The following is a 25,475-nucleotide window of genomic DNA, read 5'->3' as shown; positions in this document are numbered from 1 at the left end:
TGCTTGCCATATATGCGTACTGTCCGCGCTTCGTTTTCGCGCTCACGATTGATGTAGAAAAGAAATCAGGAAGCCCTTGCGCGGTCAAGTCTTGTCATTTTTGCGCATAAATGCTGGAACGTGTTTTGTCGAAAGCCGGGCTGATAAAACGTTAACCAAACCTTCTACACACCGGTGCAATTGGGCTGTCAGGCGGCCGGGTTTAAAATTCTTCCCAGTCGCTATCCGACGTGGTTTTAGGATGTGCAATCACGTTTTGCTTGGCTGGCGCACTGGCCGGTCGTGCCGCAATCTGCTGCCTTACGGGCAACGCTGTGGTTTGCCGGATTGGGCTGGACTGAATCGCTTCGAGCTTGAACGCGCTGACCACGAGTGCCAGATCATCGGCCAAATCTTTCAAGGACGCAGTTGCCGCAGCCTCTTCCTCGACTAATGCGGCATTTTTCTGGGTTATTTGATCCATCTGCAGAATCGCCTCATTGACCTGCTCGATGCCATCGCTCTGTTCCTTACTTGCGGTGGTTATTTCACCCATGATGTTGGTTACGCGTCGGATGCTGGAGACGACTTCTTCCATCGTCTTGCCCGCCTGTTCCACCAGCTTGCTGCCGGCATCCACCTTGTCGACCGAGTCGTCGATTAATGTCTTGATCTCCTTGGCGGCGGACGCCGAGCGTTGCGCCAGATTGCGCACTTCGGTTGCGACCACCGCGAAGCCGCGCCCCTGTTCTCCGGCGCGCGCCGCTTCGACCGCCGCATTCAGGGCCAGGATATTGGTCTGAAAAGCGATGCCGTCGATGACGCTGATAATGTCGGCGATTTTTTTCGACGAGGCATCAATCGAACCCATCGTGTCGACCACTTGTGCGACTACTTCGCCGCCTTTCACCGCGACTTCCGATGCGGATTGCGCGAGCTGATTAGCTTGGCGTGCATTGTCGGCATTATGCTTGACCGTGGAGGTCAGCTCTTCCATCGTGGAGGCTGTTTCTTCCAGCGCGCTGGCCTGTGCTTCCGTGCGGCCGGACAGGTCGAGATTGCCTGCCGCGATCTGCCCCGATGCAGTAACAATCGTCTCGGTACCGTTGCGCACCTGGCTGATGATGTTGGCCAGATTGTCGTGCATTGTCTTCATTGCATGCAGCACACTGGAATCATCTTTAGGTTGCGTGTTTATCGCAACTGCCAAGTTACCAGTGGCGATTTGGTGTGCGATCGTTGCTATATATTCCGGTTCGCCGCCGAGCTGCTTTAGCAAATTGCGCGTCAATATCCATGTACATCCGATTCCGCACAGTAGCGCAACCAAACTGAGCATCAGCAATGCAAATCTGCTGGCGCGATAGTCGGCTTCAATTTTGCTGCTGATTGCATTAATATTTTCGCGTTGATTTTCAAGTAATTCCTGCACCAGATTCTGGTACGTCTTTGCCGCTGGCATGAAGGTTTGCTCGATAATCCGGTTGGCTTCTTCTGCTTGACCCTCTGCTTTTATCCTGAGGATCGTATCGCGGGCGGTGGCATAGATTTTTCTTTGCTCGCCGATGGCCTGGAACAGGGCCTTTTCCTTATCCGTCGTTAGTAATGGCTCGACGCCTTTTTGCATCTCCGAAGCACCCTTGTTGGTAGCTGCGCTATCTTCGGCAAAGAACGCCACCAGTGACGGGTCGGAACTTTTTGCGATTGCTGCAGTGCGTCGTACCGCGCTATGAATATAGCGATACCAGTCGGCAGTCATGCGCTCCTTGGCCAGCGGCTGTTCCATCATCACGCGCGTTTCTTCGGCAACGATCTGTAGTCGCCACATCGCAACGCCGGTAGTCATAAACGACAAAACAAGAATAATTGCAAAACAGATCCCTAGCCGCGTCCCGATTTTAAGATTACTTATTTTCATTTTTTGTTTTCTTGTGGAGTCAATTAGGCCGGTTCAGGCCGGTGTAGGGCTCTTTTTATCTGGTTGCACGAAGAAGGGAAAACAGCCAAAGTGCCACGCATTTGTACTCTGTGACATCCCGCACGCTCGCCAAGTTATGGAATTTTTTCAAGTGTGCTGGATTGATCTGGTTAAAATTCCTTCCATTCTTCAGACGACGCCGTTGCGTCATGGGTGATTGTTTTTTGTTTTTTTGGCGCGCTGGCAATCTTGCTGACTACGGAATGTTTAGCGGGTGGCGAAAAATGGGGCAGGGCAGTCGGCGCCAGTGTCAACATCCCGGCGAGTTTGAAGGCACTTACTACCTGGGCTAGCTGGGTAGCCTGCTCTTGCATGGCTTCGGACGCCGCCGCAGCCTGTTCCACCAGCGCGGCATTTTGCTGCGTGACTTCATCCATTTGCGCCACGGCTTGATTGACTTGCTCGATGCCCTGGCTTTGCTCCTGGCTGGCAGAGGTGATCTCGGCCATGATGTCGGCCACTTTTTTGACGCTGGCGACGATCTCCTGCATGGTGGCGCCGGCTTGTCCTACCAGCGTGCTGCCGGCATCGACTTTCTGCGCCGAGTCGTCGATCAGGGCCTTGATTTCCTTCGCTGCGGAAGCCGAACGCTGCGCCAGATTGCGCACTTCGGTGGCAACCACCGCAAAGCCGCGCCCCTGTTCGCCGGCGCGCGCCGCTTCAACCGCCGCATTCAGCGCCAGGATATTGGTCTGAAAAGCGATGCCGTCGATGACGCTGATGATGTCGGCGATTTTTCTGGCCGAGGCATTGATGTCATGCATGGTGTCGACCACTTGCGCGACTACTTCGCCGCCTTTGACCGCAACTTCCGAGGCCGATGCCGCCAGTCGATTGGCCTGGCGCGCATTGTCGGCATTTTGCTTGACGGTGCCGGTCAGTTCTTCCATCGAGGCGGCGGTCTGTTCCAGCGTGCTGGCTTGCTCTTCGGTGCGCGACGACAGATCGAGGTTGCCGGCGGCAATCTGGCCGGAGGCGGTGGCGATCGCGTCGGTGCCGCTGCGCACGTTGCCGACGATGGCTCCCAGATGATCGCGCATGGATCGCATCGCAAACAGCAGGCTGGACTGGTCGCCCGGCTTGAGTTCGATGGCGGCAGAAAGGTCGCCGGCAGCGATTTTTTCGACAATCGAGGCGGCATACGCCGGCTCGCCGCCGAGTTGGCGCAGCAGGCCGCGAGTGATGAGGAAATTGATGAAAGCCGCCAGCAGACTGAGCAATGCAATAGCGCCGCAGAGCAAATAGCTGGTGGTGGTCAGCTGCGCGGCGCGGGCTACGAGGATGGCTTCCAGTTCCACCAGTGCGACTTCATTGAGTTTGAACTGGGTGTCAATGGCCGTAGTGAACTGGTTAACGTAGTCGGGGGCGGAAAACTGCAGTTGTTCCGCTTTGACGATCTCGTTTTGCGCTAGCTGGATCACCTGATTAGCGATGGCAAGCGCAGCCTGGCCGGGTGCGGCTAATTTTTCCTTGAGTTGCGGGTTGTGCGAAACTGCTCTTTCGAGTGAATCGTTCAAGCCCTGGTAACGATCATTGGCCTTGTCGATCACTGCGATTATTTTCATACGGTCTTCCACTGTGGCGCTTTGCGCCGCCAGCAAGGCGGCGCCTAAGGCGCGTGTCTGGCCAAATATCTCGGCCAGCATCGGCGCTTGCACCAGTGCCGCATCGATCAGGTAGTAGCTTTGCGCTTCAGGATCAAAGCTAAGTCCGTAATATTCCATCAACAGCGTTTTGATCCTGAGCAACTGCGCAATCATCGCGGTATGTGCGGCGAAACTGTCCGGTGCTGAAATTGCGCCTTGCGCGACCTTGCCTTTGAGTGCGCTCCAGGCGTTGGTGGTTTGCAGCCAGGTGCTGGTGATCGCGGCGGCTTTGATATTTTTTTGCAGTTCTACATCCAGTGCGGCGAAGGCCTGGTCGGTTTCTTCCATCTTGCCAACGCGCTTCGGCTGGGCCGCGGCATTGCCGCTCAGAACCATCGCAGACAGGCCGCGATGCTGCTGCGCCATTTGCATTGTCTTGAGAACCAGGCGCATCGGAGCCAAGCCCTGGATTTCCAGCCGGGCTGCGCTGATGACTTTGCCGGCTTCATTGATATACATAATGAATGGCGCAGCCACCAGAATCACGCCGAATAGAGCCAGAATGGCAAATTTTTGCCATAGTCGGAGTTGGTTTAATAGCGCATTCATAATGATAGGTTCCTTTGGGATATGTGTTGTGGATTACGCAATGTCAGCCTTGGCCAGGGCGATGGATTAAGGTTGTCATGACGTACATTGACTGCCTGTTCCGGGCTCTTGCATGCAAGGCGCATTATGTTGCGTGACAAAATGTTTCTTTGCGACTATATCCTGTAAAAGAACCGAATAAATTACCTTATATCAATCGAATAAAGCAAGAAAGCGGTAGAAAGGCTGGCCGTTGCCGGCTTCAGCGCGCTGCTACAATGTCTGGCCTCGTCGTCTTTTTGTCTGCCTTCCCGATGTCTCATGGTTTAACGCATGGTTTAAATGCACCGCAACGCGATGCGGTCCATTACATGGACGGTCCCTGTCTGGTGCTGGCCGGTGCCGGTTCCGGCAAGACCCGCGTGATCACGCAAAAAATCGCGCATCTGATCGAGGATTGCGGCTACGAAGCCAAAAACGTCGCCGCGCTGACCTTTACCAACAAGGCGGCGCTGGAAATGCAGGAGCGCATCGCCAAACTGCTGAAGGAGCCGCGCCAGGCCAAGCAGTTGACGGTGTCGACCTTCCATTCGCTGGGCGTGAAAATTTTGCGCCAGGAAGCCAAGTCGCTCGGGCTGAAAGATCGCTTCTCGATCATGGACAGCGACGACTGCTTCTCGCTGGTGCAGGATTTGGCGATCACCACCGACAAGCAACTGATCCGCCGCATCCAGAGCGCGATGTCGCTGTGGAAAAACAGCCTGATCGATCCCGACACCGCGCTGAACCAGGCCATCGACGAAGACGAGGCGCAAGCCGCGCGCATTTACCGCAACTACGTAGCCACACTGTCGGCCTATCAGGCGGTCGATTTCGACGACCTGATCCGCTTGCCGGTCGAGCTGTTTCGCACTGACGAGGCGGTGCGCGACAAATGGCAGCGCCGCCTGCGTTACCTGCTGGTGGACGAATATCAGGACACCAACACCTGCCAGTACGAACTGGTCAAGCTGCTGGTGTCCGGTCCCGGCAAGAAGCCGCTGTTTACGGCGGTGGGCGACGACGATCAGGCGATTTACGCCTGGCGCGGCGCTACGGTAGAAAATCTGAAAACCCTGCAAGTCGATTTCCCCGATCTGAAGATTATCAAGCTGGAGCAGAATTACCGTTCCACCACCCGCATCCTGCAGGCTGCCAACGCGGTGATTTCCAATAATCCGAAACTGTTCGAAAAGGAACTCTGGTCCGAGCATGGCTTGGGCGAACCGATCAAGGTGCTCGGCATGCAGGACAACGAACAGGAGGCCGAGCAAATCGCCATCATGCTGTCGGCCCATCGCTTCGAGCGCCGCACCCAGTATTCCGATTACGCGATCCTGTATCGCGGCAATCATCAGGCGCGGGTGATCGAGCAGGCGCTGCGCAAGGAGCGCATTCCGTACACGATCTCGGGCGGTCAGAGTTTTTTCGACAAGGCTGAAATCAAGGATATCGTCAGCTATTTGCGCCTGGTCGCCAACCAGGATGACGACCCGGCCTTCATCCGCGCGGTCACCACGCCCAAGCGCGGCGTCGGTCAATCGACGCTGGAAACACTGGGCAAGGTCGCCGGCCAGTGGCAATGTTCGCTGTTCGAAGCGGTCTTCAAGGGCGGCATCGAGGCGCAACTGGCCGACCGTCAACTGTACCCGCTGCGGCAATTCTGCACTTTCATCAACCAGCTCGAAATGCACGCGCACCGGGAAGGGCACGCCGCCGAATTGCTGGACGACATGATGAAAGAGATCAATTACGAAGCCTATCTGTACGACAGCTTCGACGACCGCGCCGCCCAGAGCAAATGGCAAAACACGCTCGACTTCACCACCTGGCTGAAAGAAAAAGGCAGCGGTGGCAAGGACGGCAACGCTGCCGAAAAAAGTTTACTCGATTTGACCCAGATGGTGGCGCTGATGACGATGCTTGAAGGCCGTGATGAAGAACCCGACGCGGTGCGCATGTCGACGCTGCACGCCTCCAAAGGGCTGGAGTTTCCGCACGTGTTTCTGGTCGGCGTGGAAGAAGGCATCCTGCCCCACAAAGGCAATGGCACCGAGGGCGAAGTGCCGATAGAAATCCTCGGCGCCCGCATTGAGGAAGAGCGCCGTCTGATGTACGTCGGCATTACCCGCGCCCAGCGCACGCTGCATGTCAGTTGGTGCAAGAAGCGCATGCGTGCGCGCGAAAGCGTGCACTGCGATATCTCGCGCTTCATCAAGGAAATGAAGCTCGATGAAGGCGATGCGGTGCCGACCGAAGCAGAAATTATTACGCCACAGAACCGGCTGGCGAATTTGAAAGCATTATTGGCCAAGCCCAGAGCAGAGTAATGGACTGGGACAGATCACACCCATTCCGGCTGCGCAATGGCAAGGCCGGATGCGGTTACGGGAATACCGGCGTATGCGGTTCCTCGCCGCCGAAGCGTATTTCAGGATGATGTTTGGCGATTATTTCCTCGATTTCCGGCACGCGCCGATGGGGCAGGTCGACGATCAGCAGCACCTGGCCGCGTTCGATGTCTTCCTGATAGGTTTTCAGACGCGAATTCGGGATTGCAGCTGCCACCATGCCTGACACCCAGGCACCGAACAAGGCACCACCGATAGCGGCACCCAGAATCGTCATGGTCGGCAAAGGCAAGCCCTCCAGCGGGAATAAGGTCAGCAGAATACCGATGGCAAGGCCGGTAAAGGTGCCGACCACCGCGCCCAGTTCCATGCCATGAACCACATCGGTTTTATGCAGGAAGCCGGCTTCCGGCATGTCCGGCAGCAAAGTGCCGTCCTTGGCCCAGAAACGGATGTGTTTTTCCTCGACCCGTGCCAGCAATAATTCGTCCAGCATGGCCCGGGCGGCAGGTACGTCGGGTAGGGTGTAATAGAGTCGGCGCAGCATGATTTCCTCCTTCAGAGACTGAATCTCTATTGTATTTATAGCAAAGATCGAGCCATTCTACAAAGGAAATAATCACCTGCCACGCGTTCTTTATTGTGGTGGAGTATGGCAATAAACACCGTGTTTGCTGCAATACAACAGTGCGTAAAAATTTATACTGTGGATCAGTATAAATGCGGTATCCAGATCGCCGAGCGGCTCACGGACTAGCCGGAGAATTCCCAGTCCGCGCTATTTTGCAGATGGCTTTCTTTGGCATCTTCGATCATCCTGCGATGCGCGATGCGTTTGCGCATCAGCTTGGTGTGCTGCTCTGCAGTCATCGGCGGAGCAGTCATCAATTCTTTCAACTGCGCGGTGCTGGTGTAATTATTTTTAATGATACGGTCCACAGCAATACCCTCCGTCGTCAACAATAAATCTGAACTCTCAGCATCAATTCGGCGGCATGTGCCGAACGATGAAATGTCGTCACTGCGCTGCAAAAGAGCCTTTTTAATCAGCCCATTCCAGCCCGGACAAGCTTGCAACGGTGCAACGAAGCAACCATTTGATACTAGCATGGTCATCCACTGCATGCCGCTTATGCGGTATGTGGGCAGCATGCAATCCTGATCTGTATCAGACTATGTGCCGAACCTAAAAAAGCTGGGCCTGGATTGGAATCGGGCGTGCTTCCCACTGCGCCAAATGGCCTGAGAAAGGTAGCGCATGGCGCTGCTGGCACCAGCCCTTGAGTTGTGCAAAGGACGCATAACCTTCTTCCAGCGCAAAAGCTTGCGCTTCCGCGGCCGACAGGTCACGCCCATCGACCGCCATCAAGTCGCCCCACAGCAATACCGGCTGGACTGTGCAGATGCGGCCTTGCGCGATCAGCACCCGGTCCTTCTTGCCGCTGCCGCAATACAGCTGCACCCGGTCGCCGATTGACGGCGGCAGGCCGCTGGCGGGCAGCGCCGCGACGATCCGGTTCTTGCGCCCGCTGATGATATCGGGCGCCAGTGCGGCAGGGAAATAGTAATCAAGCATCAACACTCCAGGGAACAGATGTGGCATGGCAAAATGCCGCAGCCGAATATGCGGCATTTTGACGCTGGAAGCAATCCATGGTTCCGGTTGATCACGTTGCGCCGCGTCGCTGCGGCTGCAGCGTTGGCTCCCGCAACGCAGGCCAAGTTCATGCCAGTATAATTGTGCCCATCGATTAATTTATCGCGGGCGGCCATGCCGCTGCGCCCCATTTGCCCATGCTTGCCGATCAAAAACAACAAATTCTCGAACTTTTCAACGCGGCGCTGACGCCCTTGCTGGCCGGCACCGAAGTGCAGGCGAATGTCACGCTGGAGCGTCCGCGCGATCCGGCGCACGGCGATGTCGCATGCAATATCGCCATGCAGTTGTCCAAGAAATTGAAGAAAAACCCGCGTGAATTGGCGCAGGCAATCGTTGCCGCGCTGATGGCAGAAGCCGCTGATGGAACCTTGATCGAAGCGGCCGAGATCGCCGGGCCGGGCTTCATCAATCTGCGCCTGTCGGCTACCGCGCGCCAGTCGGTGGTCAAGACGGTGCTGACGCAAGCCGCGCAGTACGGCAGAAGCACGGCCGGCGCCGGCCAGAAGGTGGTGGTCGAATTCGTTTCCGCCAATCCGACCGGCCCCTTGCATGTCGGCCACGGTCGTCAGGGCGCGCTGGGCGATGCGCTGGCAGCGCTGCTGGACGCGCAAGGTTACGCGGTCACACGCGAGTTTTATTACAACGATGCCGGGGTTCAGATCGGCAACCTGGCGCTGTCGGTGCAGGCCCGCGCCCGAGGCTTGACGCCGCTCGACGACGGTTGGCCGGCATCCGCTTACAACGGCGAATACATCAACGACATCGCGCAGGATTTCCTGTCTGGCAAGACAGTTGTCGGCAGCGACGGCGCATCGGTCTCGGCCAGCGGCGCGCCCGACGATCTCGATTCGATCCGTGGGTTTGCGGTTGCTTACTTGCGCCGCGAGCAAGACTTGGACTTGCTGGCATTCGGCGTCAAATTCGATCATTACTATCTCGAATCGTCGCTCTACAGCGACGGCAAAGTCGCCGCCACCGTCGACACGCTGGTGCAAGCCGGCAAGACCTATGAGCAAGATGGCGCGCTGTGGCTGCGCACCACCGACTACGGGGACGACAAGGACCGCGTGATGCAAAAATCCGACGGCACCTACACCTACTTCGTGCCGGACGTCGCCTATCACATCACCAAATGGCAGCGCGGCTTTACCAAGGCGATCAACGTCCAGGGCTCCGACCATCACGGCACCATCGCCCGCGTGCGCGCCGGCTTGCAGGCGGTCGACATGGGCGTGCCGCAGGGCTACCCGGATTACGTGCTGCACAAGATGGTGACCGTGATGAAGAACGGCGAAGAGGTGAAAATCTCCAAGCGCGCCGGCTCGTATGTGACGGTGCGCGACCTGATCGAATGGTCGGCTGGCGAGAACAATGCCGGCGACCTCACGCGCGGACGCGATGCAGTGCGGTTCTTCCTGATTTCGCGCAAGGCCGACACCGAATTCGTGTTCGATGTCGATGTCGCGCTGGCGCAATCGGACGAAAATCCTGTGTATTATGTGCAATACGCGCATGCGCGGATTTGCCGCATGCTGGACCTGTGGGGCGGCGATGCGGCCACTCTGGCCGGGGTCGACCTGGCGCCTTTGACGGCCCCGCGCGAAGCGTCGCTGCTGGCCAAGCTGGCTGAATATCCGGACGCGCTGGAACATGCACTGGAAGAACTGGGGCCGCATCAGGTGGCGTTTTACCTGCGCGACTTGGCCGGTGAATTGCATAGCTACTACAATGCGGAGCGGGTGCTGGTCGATGATGTACCGCTGAAAATGGCGCGGCTGGCGCTAGTGTGTGCTACGCGGCAAGTATTGCGAAATGGTTTGGCGCTGATCGGCGTCTCGGCTCCTGAAAAGATGTAATCGAGGTAATTGGAGAAGTATGGCAACTCACCAAAAAAAGAGCAGCAACGTACTCGGTAGCGCACGCAACCGCGGCCAGCAGGGCGGCACCTTACTGGGTTTGATCATCGGCCTGATCATCGGCTTGGGGATCGCGCTGGCGGTCGCACTGAGCATCACCAAAACGGGTTTTCCGTTCGTCAGCAAGGGGGCCCAGCCGAGAGCCGTCGAAGGCAGCGGAGGTGCAATTGTGGTCGACCCCAACAAGCCGCTGTATGGCAACAAGGACGCGGCCAAGGAAGCCGCCCGCGAACTCGCCAAGCCGGCCGAAGAAGCTGCACCGACTGCGCTGCCGGAATTGAAGCCGCAGCCGCAGCCGCAGACCGCCGCCAAGCCTGCAGTCGAATCCGGCAAGGCGCCGCTGGTCGAAAAATCGGTGGCTGGAAAGGAAGCACCCGCCAAGCCCGGCGTCGGGGAAGAGAAGTACACGTATTATCTGCAGGCCGGTGCGTTTCGCGAGCAGGCAGATGCCGACAGCACCCGAGCCAAGCTGGCTTTGCTCGGGTTCGAAGCGCGCGTGACCGAGCGCCTGTCCGATAGCGGCACTCTGTACCGGGTGCGTGTCGGCCCTTTTGGTCAGATCGAAGCAATGAACCGTATTCGCGAGAAACTGTCAGAAAATGGCGTCGACGTCGCTGTCGTGCGCAGCCCCAAATAAATCAGAAAAGGAAAGTTGTATGCGTTTGCTACCCAAACTGTTTGTAACCCTTGGCCTGAGCCTGCTGGCGCTGTCCGTCAGCGCCGCGCCCGATAATCCAAAAAACGGCGTCGATTTCCGTACGCTGGACAAGGCGCAGCAAACCGACTCCGGCGAAAAAGTCGAAGTCACCGAATTCTTTTGGTACAGCTGCCCGCACTGCCATGCGTTCGAGCCGTCGCTGGATGCCTGGGTCAAGAAGCAGGGCAACAATATCGTTTTCAAGCGGGTGCCGGTCGCTTTCAATGAATCCTTCGTGCCGCAACAGCGCCTGTATTACGCACTTGAGGCGCTCGGCCTTGCCTCGAAATTGAACCCCAAGGTATTCAATGCGATCCACGTTGAGCGCCAGCCGCTCGACAAGGATGCATCGATTGCCGACTTCATCGCCAAGCAGGGCGTGGATAAGCAAAAATTCGTCAATATGTACAATTCCTTCGGAGTGCAGGCCAAAGTGCGCACCGCCACCCAATTGCAGGCCGCATACAAGATCGACGGCGTGCCCACTATTGCCGTCGGCGGGCGTTACATCACGTCGCCATCGATCGCCGGTGCCGGCCTGAGCGGCAAACAGCCGGAAGCTGCACAGCAGGAAGCCGCGCTGAAAGTGATGGATTTTCTGGTGGCAAAAACGGCCAAGGAGAAAGGCGAAGCAGCCAAGCCAACCATCGCCGCCGCGCCTTTGAAGAAAAAATAAAACTTTTTAAATTAAAAAAATCCGCCACTTGCAAGAGTGGCGGATTTTTTTTGATTGGTTATTTAAATTAAGCGGAGTATTTTTCAATACCGCAATGCATATATGCGGTGATTGCATTAAATATTGGCATACCCCACCTATTTTAAATATCGGAGCAAATCCGCCGTTTCGCCGCGTCGTACTCATCTTTCAGGCGCGTCACCATTTCGGCCACCGTGGGCACGTCGGTCATCAGGCCGACGCCTTGCCCGGCCCCCCATATATCGCGCCAGGCCTTGGCCTTGCTGCCCTCGCCGGTGCCGAAGTTCATCGCCGTTTTGTCTGCTTGCGGCAGGTTTTCCGGGTCCAGTCCGGCCTGGACGATGGATTTTTTCAGGTAATTGCCATGCACTCCGGTAAACAGGTTGGTGTAGACGATGTCGGCCGCGGCCGACGCCACAATCGCTGCGCGGTATTCGTCGTTCACGTTTGACTCCTTGGTGGCCAGCCAGCGCGAGCCGATATACGCCAGATCGGCGCCCATCGCCTGTGCGGCGAGAATCGCATCGCCGGTTGCGATCGAACCCGACAGTGCCACCGGCCCCTGGAAAAACTTGCGAATTTCGCCCACCAGCGCGAACGGCGACAAGGCGCCGGCATGGCCGCCGGCGCCGGCCGCCACCAGAATCAAACCATCGACGCCGGCTTCCAGCGCCTTTTGCGCGTGACGGATCGAAATCACGTCGTGCAGCACGATGCCGCCGTAACTGTGGATCGCATCCAGCATCTCTTTCGGCGGCGCTCGCAACGAAGAAATGATGATCGGAATCCGGTGCTTGACGCAGACTTCGACGTCGTGCGCCAGCCGGTCATTGGACTGATGGACGATCTGGTTGACGGCGATCGGTCCCACTTTCGCCTCAGGATTGGCGGCCTGGTAGGTCGCCAGTTCGGCCTGAATCTGACTCAGCCAGGTGTCGAGCAACTCCGCCGGGCGCGCATTGAGCGCGGGAAAAGCGCCGACGATGCCGGCCTTGCATTGGGCAATCACCAGCGCCGGGCCGCTGGCGATGAACAGCGGAGAGCCGATAACGGGAAGACGTAGATTCTGCAGTACGGCAGGCAATGCCATGGTGACCTCGCGAAAATTTCAAATGGAAAGTCGATTATAGGGCGAAAAAAGTACGAGCGTGCTAGATTGTCTGCTCTAGTGAATTGGAACACAATCGACCGCTATTTCAAGGAGATGCCATGTCAAACCAGTGCTTCACTTTCACCATCGCCGATCAGGTCGCCCATCTGGTGCTCAATCGCCCGCAAGCCATGAATACCATGCAGCCGGTATTCTGGCGCGAACTGACTGCGATCCTGGCCAGTTTGCAGCGCGACGCGCCGGCCCGCGCGCTGGTGATTTCTTCCACCGGCAAACATTTTAGCGCCGGCATGGCGCTCGATGTGTTCGCCAATGCCGGCGCTTCCGGCTTCACGCTGGATGAAAAGAGCGCGGCCGGGCGCGCCACTATCGCCCACACGGTAGCCCAGATGCAGCAGGTATTTACCCAGTTGGAACAGTTGCGCATGCCGGTCATCGCGGCAATCCAGGGTGGTTGCATCGGCGGCGCGGTGGACCTGGCCTGCGCCTGCGATATCCGGCTGACTACGGCCGACGCCTTCTTCTGCATTCAGGAAATCAATATCGGCATGACTGCCGACATGGGCACCTTGCAACGCTTGCCGAAGTTGATCCCCGAAGGCGTGATGCACGAGCTGGCCTACACCGGCCGCCGCCTGCCGGCACAGCGCGCGCTGGCGCTGGGATTGTCGAATGCGGTATTCGAATCGCAGGAGGAGCTGATCGAAGGCGCGCTGGCAATGGCGCACGAAATCGCCCAAAAGCCGCCAGTCGCAATCTGGGGCAGCAAGCAGGCGATCCACTACGCGCGCGACCATTCAACCCACGACGCATTGCAACAGATGGCATGGCTGCAATCCGGCATCTGGCAGGGCAGCAACCTGTTGGAAGCTTTCCTCGCAAAGCAGCAAAATCGTCCCACCCGGTACGACGATCTGCCGCCGCTGCAATCGTTTGCCGATGCTGATTACACGCTCGGCTAAATTTGCAGTGACCAAGGCGGTAAGCCGCACGCCGCTGGTGTGCGGCTTACCGCCTTGATAGCGGGTACAGTCGAGATGCGACCAGAATGGATCGACAGATCACTGCGTCCGCAATCGGAAAGAACGAGGCTAAAAACATGAAATTCATCTTCGAGGTTCGCATGAAGCCGGGTTGCACGGTGGAGCAATACGCTGCCGCGTGGGTGCGCGCCAGCGAGATCATTCAGCGCACGCCCGGGGCGCGAGGGACGTATCTGCACCGGAAAATTGGCGCCCCCAACGTGTTGCTGGCGATTGCAAGCTGGGACTCGAAGGCGCACCGGGATGCGAAGGATGACCGCAGGAGTGAAACCGTGCGCGCAATTCTCGAAAAGCATGCGACGCATTGTGAAATTACGGTTATCGGAGAATTAGAGGAGCCGGAATGGGCAGTGTTGCCGGGTTTGCAGCCTTGAAGTATCTATTCAGTCTGCTATGCGATTGATATCCAAGTGACTGCTTTATGTCGTTGACGGTTGTATTGGCGCTGTTTTTGATGTTAGGCCGCTGGGGACGCAGCCGTTTGTGTGCTGCAGAAAATGGATTAGAAATGAAGGCTGTTTGAGCGAAGCGAGTTCCTTCATTTCCCATTTTTTGCAGCACACAAACGGGTACCCGAAGGGCAAGTCTGCGGTCGCCTTTCTTTTGCTTACTTTTCTTTGGCGAAGCAAAGAAAAGTGAGTAGCTGTCGGGCTACCCCCGACAAAGCATCCACGAAGAGTGCAGCGATTAATTAAGTCGTCGACTTTGCAGTCACCTTCTCCCCAACCCTCTCCCGCAAGCGGGCGAGGGGGTATTCATAGCGGGGTGAACAGTTGCAGTTTCTGTGAAATAAGTCGGAGTATGTTAAAAATCTCCTTTATTCCATTGCGTACATAGCCGTCGTTATCTGGAGTATATGCGAGAGCACGGTCAGTCCCGATTGACCAGCAGGTCGCCTTCAACCACCGCCGCGCCCGCTTTTACCAGCTGTGCAATCGCCCACTGCGTCAGCAGCGGCAGCGGTTGTTGCAGGAAGCGCCGGTTGGCCTCAAGCAATATGCGCATCTGCGACAGCAGTTGCGGCAGCTCGGCAATCGCGATCCTTTGCCGGTCCAGCAGCAGGAATTTCAGCAGCACCTTGACTGCGTTCTGCGCGTTGCGCACCGGATCGGCGGACAGATAGTCGAGGCGGGAAAACGCGCTGTCGAGCGCCTGTTGCACGCCGGTAAAAGGCGCGCCGTGGCCCGGAATGACCAGGCGGGCGTCGAGCGTGGCGATCAATTCCAGCGTGGCGCGCACTTCGGCAAAGCCGGATTCTCCTTCCAGTTCAGGGAACACCACGCCGAAACCGTTTTGCCACAGCGCGTCGGCAGAAATCAGAATCCGCTCTTCAGGACAAAACAGGATCAGCGAATGCGGATCATGACCGGGCGCGCCCAGCACCTGCCATTCCATGTCGCCCAGCGTCAGCCTGGCGCCGGCTTCGATGGTGTCGTCAAAACTGAAACGCGCGCATTGCTGGCCGGTGGCGGCGAAACTCAGCGCGTCTTCATCCCAGGCCCTGACTTTTTGCGCTTCCGAAGCGGGAATCGTGGTGCGGCAGCCGTAGGCTTGCTGCAGCAGCGCATTGCCGCCGCAATGATCGGAATGCAGATGGGTGTTGAGCAGCCGTTCCAGCGGCCGCCCCTGCAGCGCGTATTGCACCAGCGCCAGGGTTTGCGCCGCGTGCGTGTGGTAGCCGCTGTCGACCAAGGCGGTCTGGCTGCGTCCGCCGAACAGGATATTGTTGGAAGACAGCCAGCCGCGTTCCAGAACTTGCATGGTGGCGGGCATCTGCACCGGTGTATTGATGGCTTGCGTCATCTCATGCCTTCATCTGGTAAGCCAGCGATATTTTGGCGAATTCAACCAGCAGCGCTTCGCTGCCGCCGTTGAAGGTGGTGAAGGCGATGCCGGTGCGGATGATCATGCGCGGCGGGAAAATCCAGTCCAGATAGGGGATGCCGATCATTTTGGCGCTGCGCACATCGGCCCAGAGCACTTGTTTGTTGTACATCCAGGTCTGGGTGATGCCGTTCTGGTCGACGGTGGTGGTCGATTTCAGGAACCAGTAATAACTGACCAGCAGCATCAGGGCGGAAAAAAACAGCAGCGCCTTGATGCCGAAACCGTAATTGGCCAGCGGAAATTGCAGCGTGACCCGTATCGCATACGCGGCCAGCGCAATCGTCACCGTGGTGGCGAGGTACTTGAACCACTGGCTGTAAGCGGGGCCGGTGACGGTGTGTTGGGGTTTGTAAAACTGTACGGTCATTGTTGGAGGTCTCGATTATTTTATTATTTTGAAAGGGGGCGAAGGCGGCGCTTGATTTCCTGCCACATCGTGCGTTTATCGTTTTCGCTGGCTTTGCTCCAGGCGATGATTTCCGGAATGGTGCGCCGGCAACCCTGGCACAGACCTGAAGCATCATCCATTTTGCACAGATTGATGCAAGGCGACGGCAGCGGACCGACATGGGTTTCGGGATCGAAATCCTGTGTTGGCATCGTCATTGATTCGGTCTCGTAGTTATGATTTTTTTGGGAAAGGCCATTATGCCGTCAAAATGCAGCGCCGTTTGGGCGTGCTAGGTGCTTTCGCGCGCCACCAGCGTAAAGCCCAGATCAATTTGCGCCGGCTCCGGCATTTGGCCTTTCATGCGATGCAGCAACATTGTCGCGGCGGCGTGACCGATCGCATAGCGCGGGGTGGCGATGGTGGTGAGCCTCGGATTGATCCAGGCCGAGGCGGTCAGGTCATTGAAGCCGGCCACCGCCAGTTGCTGCGGGACGCGAATGCCGCGCCGCTGGCATTCGAACAGCACGCCCTGCGCCAGATCGTCATTGCAGCAGAACAGCGCGTCGCAATCGGGCGCTTGCTGCAGCAGCTGGTCCAGCAGTTGCACGCCGAGTCCGATCGAGGACGGCGCGCTATTTAATAGTTCGCCCGCCGGGTAGCGCAGGCCGGCTTGCTGCAAGGCGGCCCGGTAGCCGGCCAGCCGCTCCATCACGCGCGGATCGAGTTGCGCGCCCAGGAAGCCGATGCGCCGGTAGCCGCGTTCGATTAAATGTGCAGTCATCGCGAATCCCGCATCGAACTGACGCAGGCCGACCGAAAATGCATCGGACTGCCCCAGTTCCATCATGTGCACCACTGGAATCCGGCTGTTGGCTATCAGCTGGCGGGTCAGCGCGGTCTGGTCGAAGCCGGTGATCAGCAAGCCTTCCGGCGAGTGCTCCAGATAGGCCCGCAGCAGATTTTCTTCCTCCTCCGCCGAATAGCGAGTATCGCCGATCAGAGTCCGGTAGCCGTACGGATTCAACACATCGTGCACGCCGGCCAGGATTTCGATGAAGACCGTATTCGATAGCGACGGCACCAGCACCACGACGCTGTCGGAGCGGGCGCGGGCCAGCGCCCGGGCGGCACGATTCGGCACATAGCCGGTGGCGGCGATGACGGCGTCGATCTGCGCCCGCAGCGCGTCCGACACCAGGTGCGGCGTATTGATTGCGCGCGAGACCGTAATGGTGCTGGTGCCGACGCGGGCGGCGATGTCTGCCAGCGTCACGCTGCCGGAGCGGGTAGGGCGGGGTTTGCGTATGGACATGAGGGAGGGTTGTACCGGAATAGACGGCGCCTTGCAATGCTTGATCAGGCTTTCCCGGCGCTTCCGTGCTGGCTGCGGCCGGCAGATTCCAAGGATAAATTTTGACTATAAAAGCAGCAGTTTTTTGCTGCAGCGCCACATCGAAATGACTTTACAAAGTATCCGAAATGATTAAAATCCTCGCAATGTTAGCGCTAACATAGGCGTGTTGCCAACTTCAAGTCAATAAATATCAAGAAAAAAAGTCAGAATGAATCCTCGAACAATCACAGATTGCCATTCGCTGCGCTGGGTCATCATGGGCGTGAGCGGTTGCGGCAAGAGCGAGATGGGGCGTCGCCTGGCTGATTGCATCGGCGTCGCCTATGTGGAAGGAGATGACGATCATCCGGCCGCCAATGTCGCCAAGATGGCGGCCGGGACCGCGCTCGATGATGCCGACCGCCAAGACTGGTTGCTGATCCTGCAAGCGCGCATCCGCGCCGCGCAACAACAGGGCGTCGGCCTGGTGCTGTCCTGTTCGGCGCTGAAGCGCCGTTATCGGGATTTGCTGCGGCAGGGCGATCCGGCGCTGGTTTTCGTGCATCTCGACGGCGACCGTGAATTGATCGCGGCCCGCATGCTGGCGCGCGGCAATCATTTCATGCCGCTGGCCTTGCTCGACAGCCAGTTGCGCGATCTGGAGCCGCCGGCCGAGGATGAGAATGCGGTGCGGCTGGATATCCGGCGCGCACCAGAACAGTTGATTGACGACATCACGCAGCGCTGTGCCGATTTTAAAAATAGTGGATACAACAAGGAGACACAACAATGAAGCAACTGGTTCCGCGTCTGGAGCATAGCGTCGAATGGCTGATGGCGCTGGCGTTGGCCATCATGGTGGCGCTGGTGTTCGGCAACGTCGTGTTGCGCTACGTTTTCAATACCGGCTTCGCGGCGGCGGAAGAGATTTCCCGCCTGATGTTCGTCTGGCTGATTTTCCTCGGCGCGATTCTGGCCTTGCGCCGCCATGCCCATCTGGGTGTCGAGATGGTGCAGGCGCGCTTGCCGATGGGTGCGCGCCGCATCTGCGCGGTCATCAGTCACTTGCTGATTCTGTACGGGCTCTGGCTGTTCCTGTACGGCAGCTGGGCCCAGACCGTGATCGGCATGAGCACCTATTCCACCGTACTGCGTTATCCAACGGCCTTCATGGCTGCCGCCGGACTGATCTGCGCCGCCTCGATGATCCTGATTGTTGCGATTAATTTGTGGCGCATCGTCACGCGGCATCCGGACGCGATGGTGCCAGGAAGCACCGTCCCTTCCGTGGATGAAATCATCCAGCAGGGAGCCGCAGAATGACGCTCGCAATCTTTCTGGGCTCGCTCGTCCTGCTGATGACGCTGGGGATGCCGATCGCTTTCGCGCTGATGCTGACCGGCGTTGCGCTGATGTTCCATCTGGACTTTTTCGACGCCCAGCTGGTGGCGCAAAACCTGCTGTCCGGCGCCGACAACTTCCCGCTGATGGCGGTGCCGTTCTTCATCCTGGCCGGCGAATTGATGAATGCCGGCGGCATCTCCAAGCGCATCATCACGCTGGCGGTCAGCCTGGTCGGCCATATCAAGGGCGGACTCGGCTATGTCGCCATCGGCGCCTCGGTATTGCTGGCCAGCCTGTCCGGCTCGGCGATTGCCGATACCGCCGCGCTGGCGACCTTGCTGATCCCAATGATGCGCGACAACGGTTACCCGGTGCCGCGTTCGGCCGGCCTGATCGCATCCGGCGGCATCATCGCACCGATCATTCCGCCTTCGATGTCGTTCATCATCTTCGGCGTCGCCACCAATACTTCGATCAGCAAATTGTTCATGGCCGGCATCGTGCCGGGCATCCTGATGGGGGTCGTGCTGGTGACAGTCTGGATGGCGCTGGCGCGCAAGATGAATGTCACGCCGCAACCGAAACGCGCGTGGTCCGAGCGCCGCAGCGCGCTGATCGACAGCGTATGGGCATTGATGTTGCCGGTCATTATCATCGGCGGTTTGCGCGGCGGCTTCTTTACGCCGACCGAGGCGGCGGTGGTGGCCGCCGTGTATTCGCTGGGAGTGAGCCTGTTCGTGTACCGCGAAGTGAAGCTGAATCAACTGGTGAAGCTATTTGTGGATGCGGCCCAGACCACCAGTACCGTGATGTTCCTGGTGGCCGGCGCGCTGGTGTCGTCGTATATGGTGACGCTGGCCGATTTGCCGGCGCAGCTGACCGAGACGCTGGGGCCTTTGATGAGCGACCCGCGCGTGCTGATGGCGGCCATCATGCTGTTGCTGCTGGCGGTCGGCATCGTGATGGATTTGACGCCGACGATTCTGGTGATGGCGCCGGTGCTGATGCCGCTGGCGCTGAAGGCCGGCATCGATGGCACTTATTTCGGCGTCATGTTCGTGCTGGTCGGAACGCTGGGCCTGATCCATCCGCCAGTCTGCACGGTGCTCAATGTAGTCTGCGGCGTGGCCAAGATCTCGCTGGAAAGCGCCACCAAAGGCATCTGGCCGTTCCTGCTGGCGTATATCGCCCTGATTATCGTGTTCATCATTTTCCCCGGAATCATCACCGTGCCGATGGTCTGGTTTAGTTAATATTCATTCACACAGCAACACTTGGAGACCGTATGAAAAATATCGTTAAAACACTGGTGATGGCACTGGCAATTGCAGGCGTAACCAGCAGTGCGGTGCAGGCGGCTGAGTACAAAGCGCGCATCATCCGTTTCGGCTACGGCCTGGCCGACGACAGCAATCAGGGCCGCGCGGTCAAGTTCTTTGCCGACGATCTGGCCAAGCGCACAGGCGGCAAGCTCAAAGCCAGAGGCTTCGCCAACGCGAGTTTAGGCGGCGACATGCAAATGCAAAATGCGCTGATCGGCGGCGCCCAGGAAATGATGGTCGGCTCCACCGCCACCCTGGTCGGCATCGTCAAGGATTTCGGCGTCTACGATTTGCCCTTCCTGTTTGCCAATGAAAAAGAGGCTGATGCGGTGCTGGATGGTCCGTTCGGCCAGAAACTGGCTGCCCGCTTGCAAGAAAAAGGCTTGGTCGGATTGGTGTATTGGGAAAACGGTTTCCGCAACCTGACCAACACCAAACGCCCGATCACCAAGCTGGAAGACATGCAGGGCGTCAAGCTGCGCGTGATGCAAAATCCGGTGTATATCGACATGTTCAACAGTTTCGGCGCCAATGCGGTGCCGCTGCCATTCTCGGAACTGTTTACCGCGCTGGAAACCAAGACCGTGGACGGTCAAGAAAACCCGGTCAACACCATCCAGTCCAGCAAGTTCTACGAAGTGCAGAAATACCTGTCGATCACCAAGCATGTATATAGCCCGTGGATCGTGCTCGCCAGCAAGAAATGGTGGGATGGCTTGAACGCCGATGAGAAAAAGGCATTGCAGGAGTCCGCCGTGGCTTCGCGCAGTTTCGAGCGCCAGGACAGTCGCGCCGCTGCCATCAAGGCGGTCGAATATCTGAAGTCCAAGGGCATGCAGATCAGCGTGGTCAGCGACAAGGAAATCGGCCGTATGCGCGATAAAGCCAAACCGGCGTTCGACAAATTCGCCGCCGATGGCGGTGCCGACGTAGTGAAAGACGTACAGGCCGAACTGGCCAAGCTGCGCAAGTAATCCGGCGCTCTGCCGCAGATGGCACACTCGCGCCATCTGCGGTTTTCCAGCTTAAAACCAGAATTCGCTACTGGCTTGCTGCTGGCTTATCAGGCCCGCGTTATTTCGGCTGATCGGCCAGCGCTTTTACCAACAGTTCCGCCACCACTTCGTTCATTCCCATTTCACGCGTTTGCGCCACAGCCTGCAACTGCGCCACCAGATCGCCGTGGAGTTTGACCGCGAATGGCACCAGACCGAGCGCCTGATCCAGCTTGCGCTGATCACGCCGGTCCAGCGGCGCGGCCGTATCCTGGCCGAACGCCGGGCTGGTGCCGGCTTGCTTCATTTTGCCGGTCAGTTTCATTGCTTTCTGTTTTTCCAGGCCGGATTTTTTCATCGCTAGATACCTCTTTAAATTGAAGCGGCCCATTTTACGCAAGTGCGGCGCTGGCGCTGCATTTAAAACGCTTCGCCATCCCGGCAAACGCGTGCTGACACGCTCGATGTTGTCAATAAAAATCAGGGGTATACGCTAAAACAATGCATTTTCCTCATATATTCATTGCGTAATTAAAAAATACCCAGACTTGTATATTTATTGCGGCCGAGCTGGCTGGAGCTGCGCCGCGTTCGTTGTGTGCGGCGCTGCCACGATGCCGCGCTGCCGTCAGCGCCCGGGCAGCGCGATAGTCAACTCGTCGGCCAGGGTTTGCACCAGCAGCGCGGCCGGCATCGGGCGCGCCAGCGCTGCGCCTTGTCCGGCCCAGAGCGACATCATTTCCAGCTGACCCTGCTTGGCCGCGGCCTGCCGGATTTCGGCGGTCAGCGCGTTCTGGATCGGGTACGCCGGCATTTGCTGCTCGAACGGGCGCAGCTGTTGCATGAAATCGGTGACGATGCCGCGCGCATATTTGCCCGAAAACACCCGCGTCAGACGCGTGCCGTTATCGCTGGTCATCGGAATACGCCGCTTCCAGCCCGGGTGGATGCCGGATTCATCGCAGCACAGGAAAGCGGTGCCGAGTTGCGTCGCTTGCGCGCCCAGGATCAGCGCGGCGGCGATGCCGCGGCCATCCATGATGCCGCCGGCCGCGATCAGCGGCACATTGACCGCGCGCGCGACCTGCGGAATCAACGCCATCAGGCCGATGCCGGCTTGTTCGAAATCGCCCAGAAAGGTGCCGCGATGGCCGCCGGCTTCAATCCCCTGGATGCAAATCGCATCGGCGCCGGCCGCTTCCCAGACTTTGGCTTCGGCCACGGTGGTGGCGGTGCCGATCACGAACGAACCCTTTTGCCTGAATTGCGCCACCGTGGCGGCGTCGAGCACGCCGAAAGTGAAGCTGACCACCGGCGGCGCCAGCGCCAGCACAGCGGCAATCTGGGCTTGATTGTTTTCGCAGAATTTGGTGGGGCGGGTTGCCGCCGGCAGGCCGAGTGCGGTGCGAAAGGGATTCAGGCGCGCCTGCGCCGACGCCAGTTCGGCCTCGTCCAGATCGGGTTCTTCCAGCACAAACAGGTTGACATTGAACGGCCGGCGGGTCAGCGCGCGCACCCGTTGCAGGCTTTCGGCAATCGCCGCCGGCGACAGCGTGGCGGCGGCGAACGAGCCCAAAGCGCCGGCATTGCTGACCGCCGCCACCAGTTCGGGCGTGGTGGCGCCGCCGGCCATCGGTGCCTGGATGATCGGATGGTTGATGCCGAGCATTGTTACGAAACGTGAATACATGATTAAGCGACTCCCTGTATTTGGACAGAATGGATAGATGCGCAATATTTATGCGCGATTTATACGCAACGTTCGCGGCAGTCATTTCAGCGCGCGTTGCGGGTGCCGGCGCGGATTTTCCAAGGCACTACAAGCCCATTATATTCGGCTACAATTTAGCTGCAATTTGGCGGTAATTCAAATGTGATTCAGCGAAAATCAGCTGCGCAGCACGCATCTGCCAGACGCCAATGCGAGTATATTTAATCATTCGATGGCTGCATCTTAAATGCTACAAAAGCTAACCGGGAGAGCAAAATGCTAGTGCATGAATATACGCGACGCAGCGGGCAGCGTTTGACCTACACCATCGTGTACGGCCAAGGAGAGTATTTTATCCAGCGTGATGGAATTTTGAAAAAGTCCGTTCCTGATGCCTTCGTCGCCTGCGTCTCTCCCGAAGAGGCCAAGCCTGAACTGATGCTGCGCATGGCGATAGCGGACATCGAAGTGCTGATCGGGATGGAGGAGTAAGCCGCAACGCTTATCCTTTCTGCCTTTCAAGGGAGACTGCAATGCCAGACGAAATAATCGGCGAATATGAAATCGAGTATTCCAGCGCGCGCTTGCCTGAGAGCGAACATTGGGCAGCGATGGTGGCGATTTACGGCCCGTCTTCCAGTCCCATGCACAGAAACAGTATTTTTCCTGCCCAGCGCGTCTCTCTAGACGCGGTTTTTACCAGCGCAGAACAGGCAGAAGCAGAAGCGCACAAAGTGGCGCTTCTGATGATCGAACAGGGAACGCACCACGGCCCGGCCGAGTAGCGCCGGCCGCGTTCAGACCGATCAACCGGCCCGTTTGGCCGCCAGCGCATTGCCGGCGCGGCTGACTGCCTTGCGCCCCAGATGCTGCGAGATGAACTGGCCGGCGTCGACCACTGCGTCCAGATCGATGCCGGTGGCGATGCCCAAGCCCTGCATCAAAAACAGCACGTCTTCGGTGGCGACGTTGCCGGTCGCGCCTTTCGCATACGGGCAGCCGCCCAGACCCGCCACCGACGAATGAAAAATCGACACGCCGACTTCGAGGCTGGCGTAGATGTTGGCGATGCCCTGACCGTAGGTGTCGTGGAAGTGGCCCGACAGTTGCGCTAACGGAAACTCCTGCGCAGCGCGCTGCATGATCGCGTGTACTTTCAGCGGGGTGGCCACGCCGATGGTGTCGGCAATATCGATTTCGTCGCAGCCCAGTTCGCGCATCCGGCGCACCACGTCAGCCATCGCGTCGGCCGGCACGTCACCTTGATACGGGCAGCCGAACGCGCAGCTGATGCTGCCGCGCAAACGCAAGCCGTGTTGCTTTGCCGCCAGCGCGACGTCGCGGAAACGCTCGATCGATTCGGCAATCGAACAATTGATGTTCTTTTGCGAAAAAGCTTCGGAGGCCGAACCGAAGATCACCACCTCATCCGCCTTGGCTGTCAGCGCCGCCTTGAAACCTTGCATGTTCGGCGTCAGCACCGAATACACCACGCCCGGCTTGCGCGTGATGCCGGCCATTACTTCGGTCGACGTCGCCATCTGCGGCACCCACTTGGGCGACACGAAAGAGGCCGCTTCGATGTTGACGAAGCCGGCTTGCGTGAGGCGGTCGATCAGTTCGATCTTGACCTCGGCCGGGATGGTTTCCTTTTCGTTCTGCAAGCCGTCGCGCGGGCCGACTTCGACGATCTTGACGTGTTGCGGCAAGCTGCTGGATGGATTCATGGCAATACCTTTTTTAAAAATAGCTTGGTAGATACTCGGTTCAAAATCAGGCTTTTTTCACGTTAATACAGCAGCCCCGTAGGTGCGAATTTATTCGCACTCTTAACTATTCCATGCGAACTGATGCGAATAAATTCGCCCCTACAACGTCATTCTGGCCGTCCCATTGTTTAATACCCTTTGCTTCGATCAACGATCCCGACGATAGGTTCGCCCTGTTCCAGCGCCCGGATTTTTTCGGCGATCTGGCGAATGCTTTCGTCGCGCAGGGTCAGCGCGGCGATGTGCGGCGTGATCGAGATGCGCGGCTCCTGCCAGAACGGGTGTTGCGGCGGCAACGGTTCGGTGCGGAACACATCGAGCGTCGCGCCGGCCAGATGCCCGGACTTGATCAACGCCAGCAAGTCCGATTCCGCCACATGCGCGCCGCGGGCGACGTTGATCAGGTACGCGCCCTTGGGCAGTTTTTTCAGCCTGCTGCGGCTGAGGATTTGGGTGGTTTCGGCGGTCAGCGGCAGGACGCAGACCAGAACCTGCGTCTGCTGCAAAAAATCATCCAGCGCGTCTTCGCCGGCAAAGCACGTCATGCCCGGCAGCTCTTTACGGCTGCGGCTCCAGCCGTGCAGCGGGAAACCGAAATGCTGCAGCGCTGCGGCAATCCGGCTACCGAGCACGCCCAGCCCGAGAATGCCAACCGTGAAATCTTGCTTGTCGCGCGGCGCCAATGGCTGCCAGATGCCAGCGCGCCTTTGCGCCTCATAGGCATCGAAACGACGGAAATGACGCAGGATTGCGTAGCTGACGTATTCCGCCATCTGCACCGCCATGCCGGCGTCGTCGAGGCGCACGATGGGCACGTTCGGCGGCAGCGCGTTGCCCAGCAGCAGAATCGCATCGACCCCGGCACCGAGGTTGAACACCGCCTTCAGGCCGGCATGGCCGGCCAGCATGGCGGCCGGCGGTTTCCAGGCCACGATGTAATCGGCCGGCAAGACATCTGCTGCGCCCATGCCTTGTTGCCAGACTTGCACGCAGGCCTGCGGCAACGCTTGCGACAATCCGGCCAGCCAGGGTTCTGGCTGGCCGTCGGGGCTATAAAATAAAATCTGCATGATTACTA

Annotated in this window: 26 protein-coding genes; 12 read left to right on the top strand and 14 right to left on the bottom strand. The window is 58.3% G+C overall.

Features of this window, described 5'->3' with window-relative positions:
* Positions 1–202 precede the first annotated feature (202 nt).
* Together FKCLFG_RS16325 and FKCLFG_RS16320 are read right to left on the bottom strand one after the other, a co-directional pair.
* Positions 203–1,897, bottom strand: a complete 1,695-nt coding sequence (locus FKCLFG_RS16325; RefSeq protein WP_472614120.1) for a methyl-accepting chemotaxis protein — start codon at positions 1,895–1,897, stop codon at positions 203–205.
* A 170-nt stretch (positions 1,898–2,067) separates the two neighbouring features.
* Complete coding sequence (locus tag FKCLFG_RS16320; protein ID WP_472614119.1) at positions 2,068–4,152, bottom strand: methyl-accepting chemotaxis protein; 2,085 nt, start codon at positions 4,150–4,152, stop codon at positions 2,068–2,070.
* A 293-nt stretch (positions 4,153–4,445) separates the two neighbouring features.
* On the opposite strand from FKCLFG_RS16320, the gene FKCLFG_RS16315 reads away from it, so the two are divergent.
* Positions 4,446–6,500 (top strand): UvrD-helicase domain-containing protein, encoded by a 2,055-nt coding sequence (locus FKCLFG_RS16315; protein WP_472614118.1) that lies wholly within the window; start codon positions 4,446–4,448, stop codon positions 6,498–6,500.
* 55 nt (positions 6,501–6,555) lie between these two features.
* Here FKCLFG_RS16315 and FKCLFG_RS16310 read toward each other — a convergent pair whose 3' ends face one another.
* The 3 genes from FKCLFG_RS16310 to FKCLFG_RS16300 form a co-directional block, all read right to left on the bottom strand.
* Entirely contained in the window at positions 6,556–7,068 is a 513-nt protein-coding gene (locus FKCLFG_RS16310) for a DUF1269 domain-containing protein (protein WP_472614117.1), read from the bottom strand.
* A 206-nt stretch (positions 7,069–7,274) separates the two neighbouring features.
* A complete protein-coding gene (locus FKCLFG_RS16305; RefSeq protein WP_472614116.1) occupies positions 7,275–7,646 on the bottom strand; it encodes a hypothetical protein in 372 nt (123 codons plus the stop codon).
* Between the two features lie 61 nt (positions 7,647–7,707).
* Positions 7,708–8,097: a hypothetical protein gene (locus FKCLFG_RS16300; protein ID WP_472614115.1), complete on the bottom strand. Its 390-nt coding sequence runs from the start codon at positions 8,095–8,097 to the stop codon at positions 7,708–7,710.
* 218 nt (positions 8,098–8,315) lie between these two features.
* Between FKCLFG_RS16300 and argS the strand changes: the two genes are divergently transcribed.
* The 3 genes from argS to FKCLFG_RS16285 are packed head-to-tail and all read left to right on the top strand — an operon-like array spanning position 8,316 to position 11,470.
* Positions 8,316–10,037 (top strand): arginine--tRNA ligase, encoded by a 1,722-nt coding sequence (gene argS / locus FKCLFG_RS16295; protein ID WP_472614114.1) that lies wholly within the window; start codon positions 8,316–8,318, stop codon positions 10,035–10,037.
* A gap of 19 nt (positions 10,038–10,056) precedes the next feature.
* Positions 10,057–10,734: an SPOR domain-containing protein gene (locus FKCLFG_RS16290; RefSeq protein ID WP_472614113.1), complete on the top strand. Its 678-nt coding sequence runs from the start codon at positions 10,057–10,059 to the stop codon at positions 10,732–10,734.
* A 19-nt stretch (positions 10,735–10,753) separates the two neighbouring features.
* On the top strand, positions 10,754–11,470 hold the full coding sequence (locus tag FKCLFG_RS16285; RefSeq protein WP_472614112.1) for a thiol:disulfide interchange protein DsbA/DsbL: 717 nt from the start codon (positions 10,754–10,756) through the stop codon (positions 11,468–11,470).
* Between the two features lie 142 nt (positions 11,471–11,612).
* Here the strand turns inward: FKCLFG_RS16285 and FKCLFG_RS16280 are convergent, their stop codons facing one another.
* Positions 11,613–12,581 (bottom strand): NAD(P)H-dependent flavin oxidoreductase, encoded by a 969-nt coding sequence (locus FKCLFG_RS16280; RefSeq protein WP_472614111.1) that lies wholly within the window; start codon positions 12,579–12,581, stop codon positions 11,613–11,615.
* Between the two features lie 119 nt (positions 12,582–12,700).
* Here FKCLFG_RS16280 and FKCLFG_RS16275 point away from each other — a divergent pair, with 119 nt between their 5' ends.
* Entirely contained in the window at positions 12,701–13,564 is an 864-nt protein-coding gene (locus FKCLFG_RS16275) for an enoyl-CoA hydratase-related protein (RefSeq protein WP_472614110.1), read from the top strand.
* 137 nt (positions 13,565–13,701) lie between these two features.
* Complete coding sequence (locus tag FKCLFG_RS16270) at positions 13,702–14,019, top strand: antibiotic biosynthesis monooxygenase family protein (protein ID WP_472614109.1); 318 nt, start codon at positions 13,702–13,704, stop codon at positions 14,017–14,019.
* 496 nt (positions 14,020–14,515) lie between these two features.
* On the opposite strand, the gene FKCLFG_RS16265 is transcribed toward FKCLFG_RS16270, so the two are convergent.
* The 4 genes from FKCLFG_RS16265 to gntR form a co-directional block, all read right to left on the bottom strand.
* On the bottom strand, positions 14,516–15,448 hold the full coding sequence (locus tag FKCLFG_RS16265) for an MBL fold metallo-hydrolase (protein WP_472614108.1): 933 nt from the start codon (positions 15,446–15,448) through the stop codon (positions 14,516–14,518).
* A gap of 1 nt (position 15,449) precedes the next feature.
* Positions 15,450–15,899 carry a hypothetical protein gene (locus FKCLFG_RS16260; protein WP_472614107.1) on the bottom strand — a complete coding sequence of 150 codons (450 nt, stop codon included), beginning with the start codon at positions 15,897–15,899 and terminating at the stop codon, positions 15,450–15,452.
* Between the two features lie 23 nt (positions 15,900–15,922).
* Positions 15,923–16,138 (bottom strand): DUF1289 domain-containing protein, encoded by a 216-nt coding sequence (locus tag FKCLFG_RS16255; protein ID WP_472614106.1) that lies wholly within the window; start codon positions 16,136–16,138, stop codon positions 15,923–15,925.
* Positions 16,139–16,212: 74 nt separating this feature from the next.
* Entirely contained in the window at positions 16,213–17,235 is a 1,023-nt protein-coding gene (gntR, locus tag FKCLFG_RS16250) for an HTH-type transcriptional regulator GntR (RefSeq protein ID WP_472614105.1), read from the bottom strand.
* A gap of 250 nt (positions 17,236–17,485) precedes the next feature.
* On the opposite strand from gntR, the gene FKCLFG_RS16245 reads away from it, so the two are divergent.
* From FKCLFG_RS16245 to FKCLFG_RS16230, 4 genes are read left to right on the top strand one after another with little or no spacing between them, the layout of a single operon-like run.
* Positions 17,486–18,049 (top strand): gluconokinase, encoded by a 564-nt coding sequence (locus tag FKCLFG_RS16245; protein WP_472614104.1) that lies wholly within the window; start codon positions 17,486–17,488, stop codon positions 18,047–18,049.
* On the top strand, positions 18,046–18,579 hold the full coding sequence (locus FKCLFG_RS16240) for a TRAP transporter small permease (RefSeq protein WP_472614103.1): 534 nt from the start codon (positions 18,046–18,048) through the stop codon (positions 18,577–18,579). Before FKCLFG_RS16245 ends, FKCLFG_RS16240 begins: the two co-directional genes overlap by 4 nt.
* A complete protein-coding gene (locus FKCLFG_RS16235) occupies positions 18,576–19,853 on the top strand; it encodes a TRAP transporter large permease (RefSeq protein WP_472614102.1) in 1,278 nt (425 codons plus the stop codon). Before FKCLFG_RS16240 ends, FKCLFG_RS16235 begins: the two co-directional genes overlap by 4 nt.
* Before the next feature lie 32 nt (positions 19,854–19,885).
* Positions 19,886–20,896, top strand: coding sequence for a TRAP transporter substrate-binding protein (locus FKCLFG_RS16230; RefSeq protein WP_472614101.1), 1,011 nt, complete (start codon positions 19,886–19,888; stop codon positions 20,894–20,896).
* Positions 20,897–20,996: 100 nt separating this feature from the next.
* On the opposite strand, the gene FKCLFG_RS16225 is transcribed toward FKCLFG_RS16230, so the two are convergent.
* Together FKCLFG_RS16225 and FKCLFG_RS16220 are read right to left on the bottom strand one after the other, a co-directional pair.
* Positions 20,997–21,275 (bottom strand): hypothetical protein, encoded by a 279-nt coding sequence (locus tag FKCLFG_RS16225; RefSeq protein ID WP_472614100.1) that lies wholly within the window; start codon positions 21,273–21,275, stop codon positions 20,997–20,999.
* Positions 21,276–21,545: 270 nt separating this feature from the next.
* The gene (locus FKCLFG_RS16220) at positions 21,546–22,607 is read right to left on the bottom strand and encodes an NAD(P)H-dependent flavin oxidoreductase (RefSeq protein WP_472614099.1); all 1,062 of its coding nucleotides are present in this window, start codon (positions 22,605–22,607) and stop codon (positions 21,546–21,548) included.
* 297 nt (positions 22,608–22,904) lie between these two features.
* Between FKCLFG_RS16220 and FKCLFG_RS16215 the strand changes: the two genes are divergently transcribed.
* Complete coding sequence (locus FKCLFG_RS16215; protein ID WP_472614098.1) at positions 22,905–23,120, top strand: hypothetical protein; 216 nt, start codon at positions 22,905–22,907, stop codon at positions 23,118–23,120.
* Between the two features lie 41 nt (positions 23,121–23,161).
* A complete protein-coding gene (locus tag FKCLFG_RS16210; protein ID WP_472614097.1) occupies positions 23,162–23,413 on the top strand; it encodes a hypothetical protein in 252 nt (83 codons plus the stop codon).
* Between the two features lie 21 nt (positions 23,414–23,434).
* Here the strand turns inward: FKCLFG_RS16210 and FKCLFG_RS16205 are convergent, their stop codons facing one another.
* Both FKCLFG_RS16205 and FKCLFG_RS16200 read right to left on the bottom strand, forming a co-directional pair.
* Positions 23,435–24,355, bottom strand: a complete 921-nt coding sequence (locus FKCLFG_RS16205; RefSeq protein ID WP_472614096.1) for a hydroxymethylglutaryl-CoA lyase — start codon at positions 24,353–24,355, stop codon at positions 23,435–23,437.
* Between the two features lie 170 nt (positions 24,356–24,525).
* Positions 24,526–25,467, bottom strand: coding sequence for a 2-hydroxyacid dehydrogenase (locus tag FKCLFG_RS16200; protein ID WP_472614095.1), 942 nt, complete (start codon positions 25,465–25,467; stop codon positions 24,526–24,528).
* Positions 25,468–25,475 lie beyond the last annotated feature (8 nt).

The organism is Gelidimonas denitrificans (assembly GCF_055694065.1).
The sequence above is the reverse complement of the archived record's forward strand: the minus strand, read 5'-3'. Positions and strand labels throughout refer to the sequence as shown.

What these genes read in the sequence shown, in the direction of transcription:
- FKCLFG_RS16325 (WP_472614120.1), bottom strand. Translation starts at nt 1,897, where the DNA reads ATGAAAATAAGTAATCTTAAAATCGGGACGCGGCTAGGGATCTGTTTT.
- FKCLFG_RS16320 (WP_472614119.1), bottom strand. Translation starts at nt 4,152, where the DNA reads ATGAATGCGCTATTAAACCAACTCCGACTATGGCAAAAATTTGCCATT.
- FKCLFG_RS16315 (WP_472614118.1), top strand. Translation starts at nt 4,446, where the DNA reads ATGTCTCATGGTTTAACGCATGGTTTAAATGCACCGCAACGCGATGCG.
- FKCLFG_RS16310 (WP_472614117.1), bottom strand. Translation starts at nt 7,068, where the DNA reads ATGCTGCGCCGACTCTATTACACCCTACCCGACGTACCTGCCGCCCGG.
- FKCLFG_RS16305 (WP_472614116.1), bottom strand. Translation starts at nt 7,646, where the DNA reads ATGCAGTGGATGACCATGCTAGTATCAAATGGTTGCTTCGTTGCACCG.
- FKCLFG_RS16300 (WP_472614115.1), bottom strand. Translation starts at nt 8,097, where the DNA reads ATGCTTGATTACTATTTCCCTGCCGCACTGGCGCCCGATATCATCAGC.
- argS (WP_472614114.1), top strand. Translation starts at nt 8,316, where the DNA reads ATGCTTGCCGATCAAAAACAACAAATTCTCGAACTTTTCAACGCGGCG.
- FKCLFG_RS16290 (WP_472614113.1), top strand. Translation starts at nt 10,057, where the DNA reads ATGGCAACTCACCAAAAAAAGAGCAGCAACGTACTCGGTAGCGCACGC.
- FKCLFG_RS16285 (WP_472614112.1), top strand. Translation starts at nt 10,754, where the DNA reads ATGCGTTTGCTACCCAAACTGTTTGTAACCCTTGGCCTGAGCCTGCTG.
- FKCLFG_RS16280 (WP_472614111.1), bottom strand. Translation starts at nt 12,581, where the DNA reads ATGGCATTGCCTGCCGTACTGCAGAATCTACGTCTTCCCGTTATCGGC.
- FKCLFG_RS16275 (WP_472614110.1), top strand. Translation starts at nt 12,701, where the DNA reads ATGTCAAACCAGTGCTTCACTTTCACCATCGCCGATCAGGTCGCCCAT.
- FKCLFG_RS16270 (WP_472614109.1), top strand. Translation starts at nt 13,702, where the DNA reads ATGAAATTCATCTTCGAGGTTCGCATGAAGCCGGGTTGCACGGTGGAG.
- FKCLFG_RS16265 (WP_472614108.1), bottom strand. Translation starts at nt 15,448, where the DNA reads ATGACGCAAGCCATCAATACACCGGTGCAGATGCCCGCCACCATGCAA.
- FKCLFG_RS16260 (WP_472614107.1), bottom strand. Translation starts at nt 15,899, where the DNA reads ATGACCGTACAGTTTTACAAACCCCAACACACCGTCACCGGCCCCGCT.
- FKCLFG_RS16255 (WP_472614106.1), bottom strand. Translation starts at nt 16,138, where the DNA reads ATGACGATGCCAACACAGGATTTCGATCCCGAAACCCATGTCGGTCCG.
- gntR (WP_472614105.1), bottom strand. Translation starts at nt 17,235, where the DNA reads ATGTCCATACGCAAACCCCGCCCTACCCGCTCCGGCAGCGTGACGCTG.
- FKCLFG_RS16245 (WP_472614104.1), top strand. Translation starts at nt 17,486, where the DNA reads ATGAATCCTCGAACAATCACAGATTGCCATTCGCTGCGCTGGGTCATC.
- FKCLFG_RS16240 (WP_472614103.1), top strand. Translation starts at nt 18,046, where the DNA reads ATGAAGCAACTGGTTCCGCGTCTGGAGCATAGCGTCGAATGGCTGATG.
- FKCLFG_RS16235 (WP_472614102.1), top strand. Translation starts at nt 18,576, where the DNA reads ATGACGCTCGCAATCTTTCTGGGCTCGCTCGTCCTGCTGATGACGCTG.
- FKCLFG_RS16230 (WP_472614101.1), top strand. Translation starts at nt 19,886, where the DNA reads ATGAAAAATATCGTTAAAACACTGGTGATGGCACTGGCAATTGCAGGC.
- FKCLFG_RS16225 (WP_472614100.1), bottom strand. Translation starts at nt 21,275, where the DNA reads ATGAAAAAATCCGGCCTGGAAAAACAGAAAGCAATGAAACTGACCGGC.
- FKCLFG_RS16220 (WP_472614099.1), bottom strand. Translation starts at nt 22,607, where the DNA reads ATGTATTCACGTTTCGTAACAATGCTCGGCATCAACCATCCGATCATC.
- FKCLFG_RS16215 (WP_472614098.1), top strand. Translation starts at nt 22,905, where the DNA reads ATGCTAGTGCATGAATATACGCGACGCAGCGGGCAGCGTTTGACCTAC.
- FKCLFG_RS16210 (WP_472614097.1), top strand. Translation starts at nt 23,162, where the DNA reads ATGCCAGACGAAATAATCGGCGAATATGAAATCGAGTATTCCAGCGCG.
- FKCLFG_RS16205 (WP_472614096.1), bottom strand. Translation starts at nt 24,355, where the DNA reads ATGAATCCATCCAGCAGCTTGCCGCAACACGTCAAGATCGTCGAAGTC.
- FKCLFG_RS16200 (WP_472614095.1), bottom strand. Translation starts at nt 25,467, where the DNA reads ATGCAGATTTTATTTTATAGCCCCGACGGCCAGCCAGAACCCTGGCTG.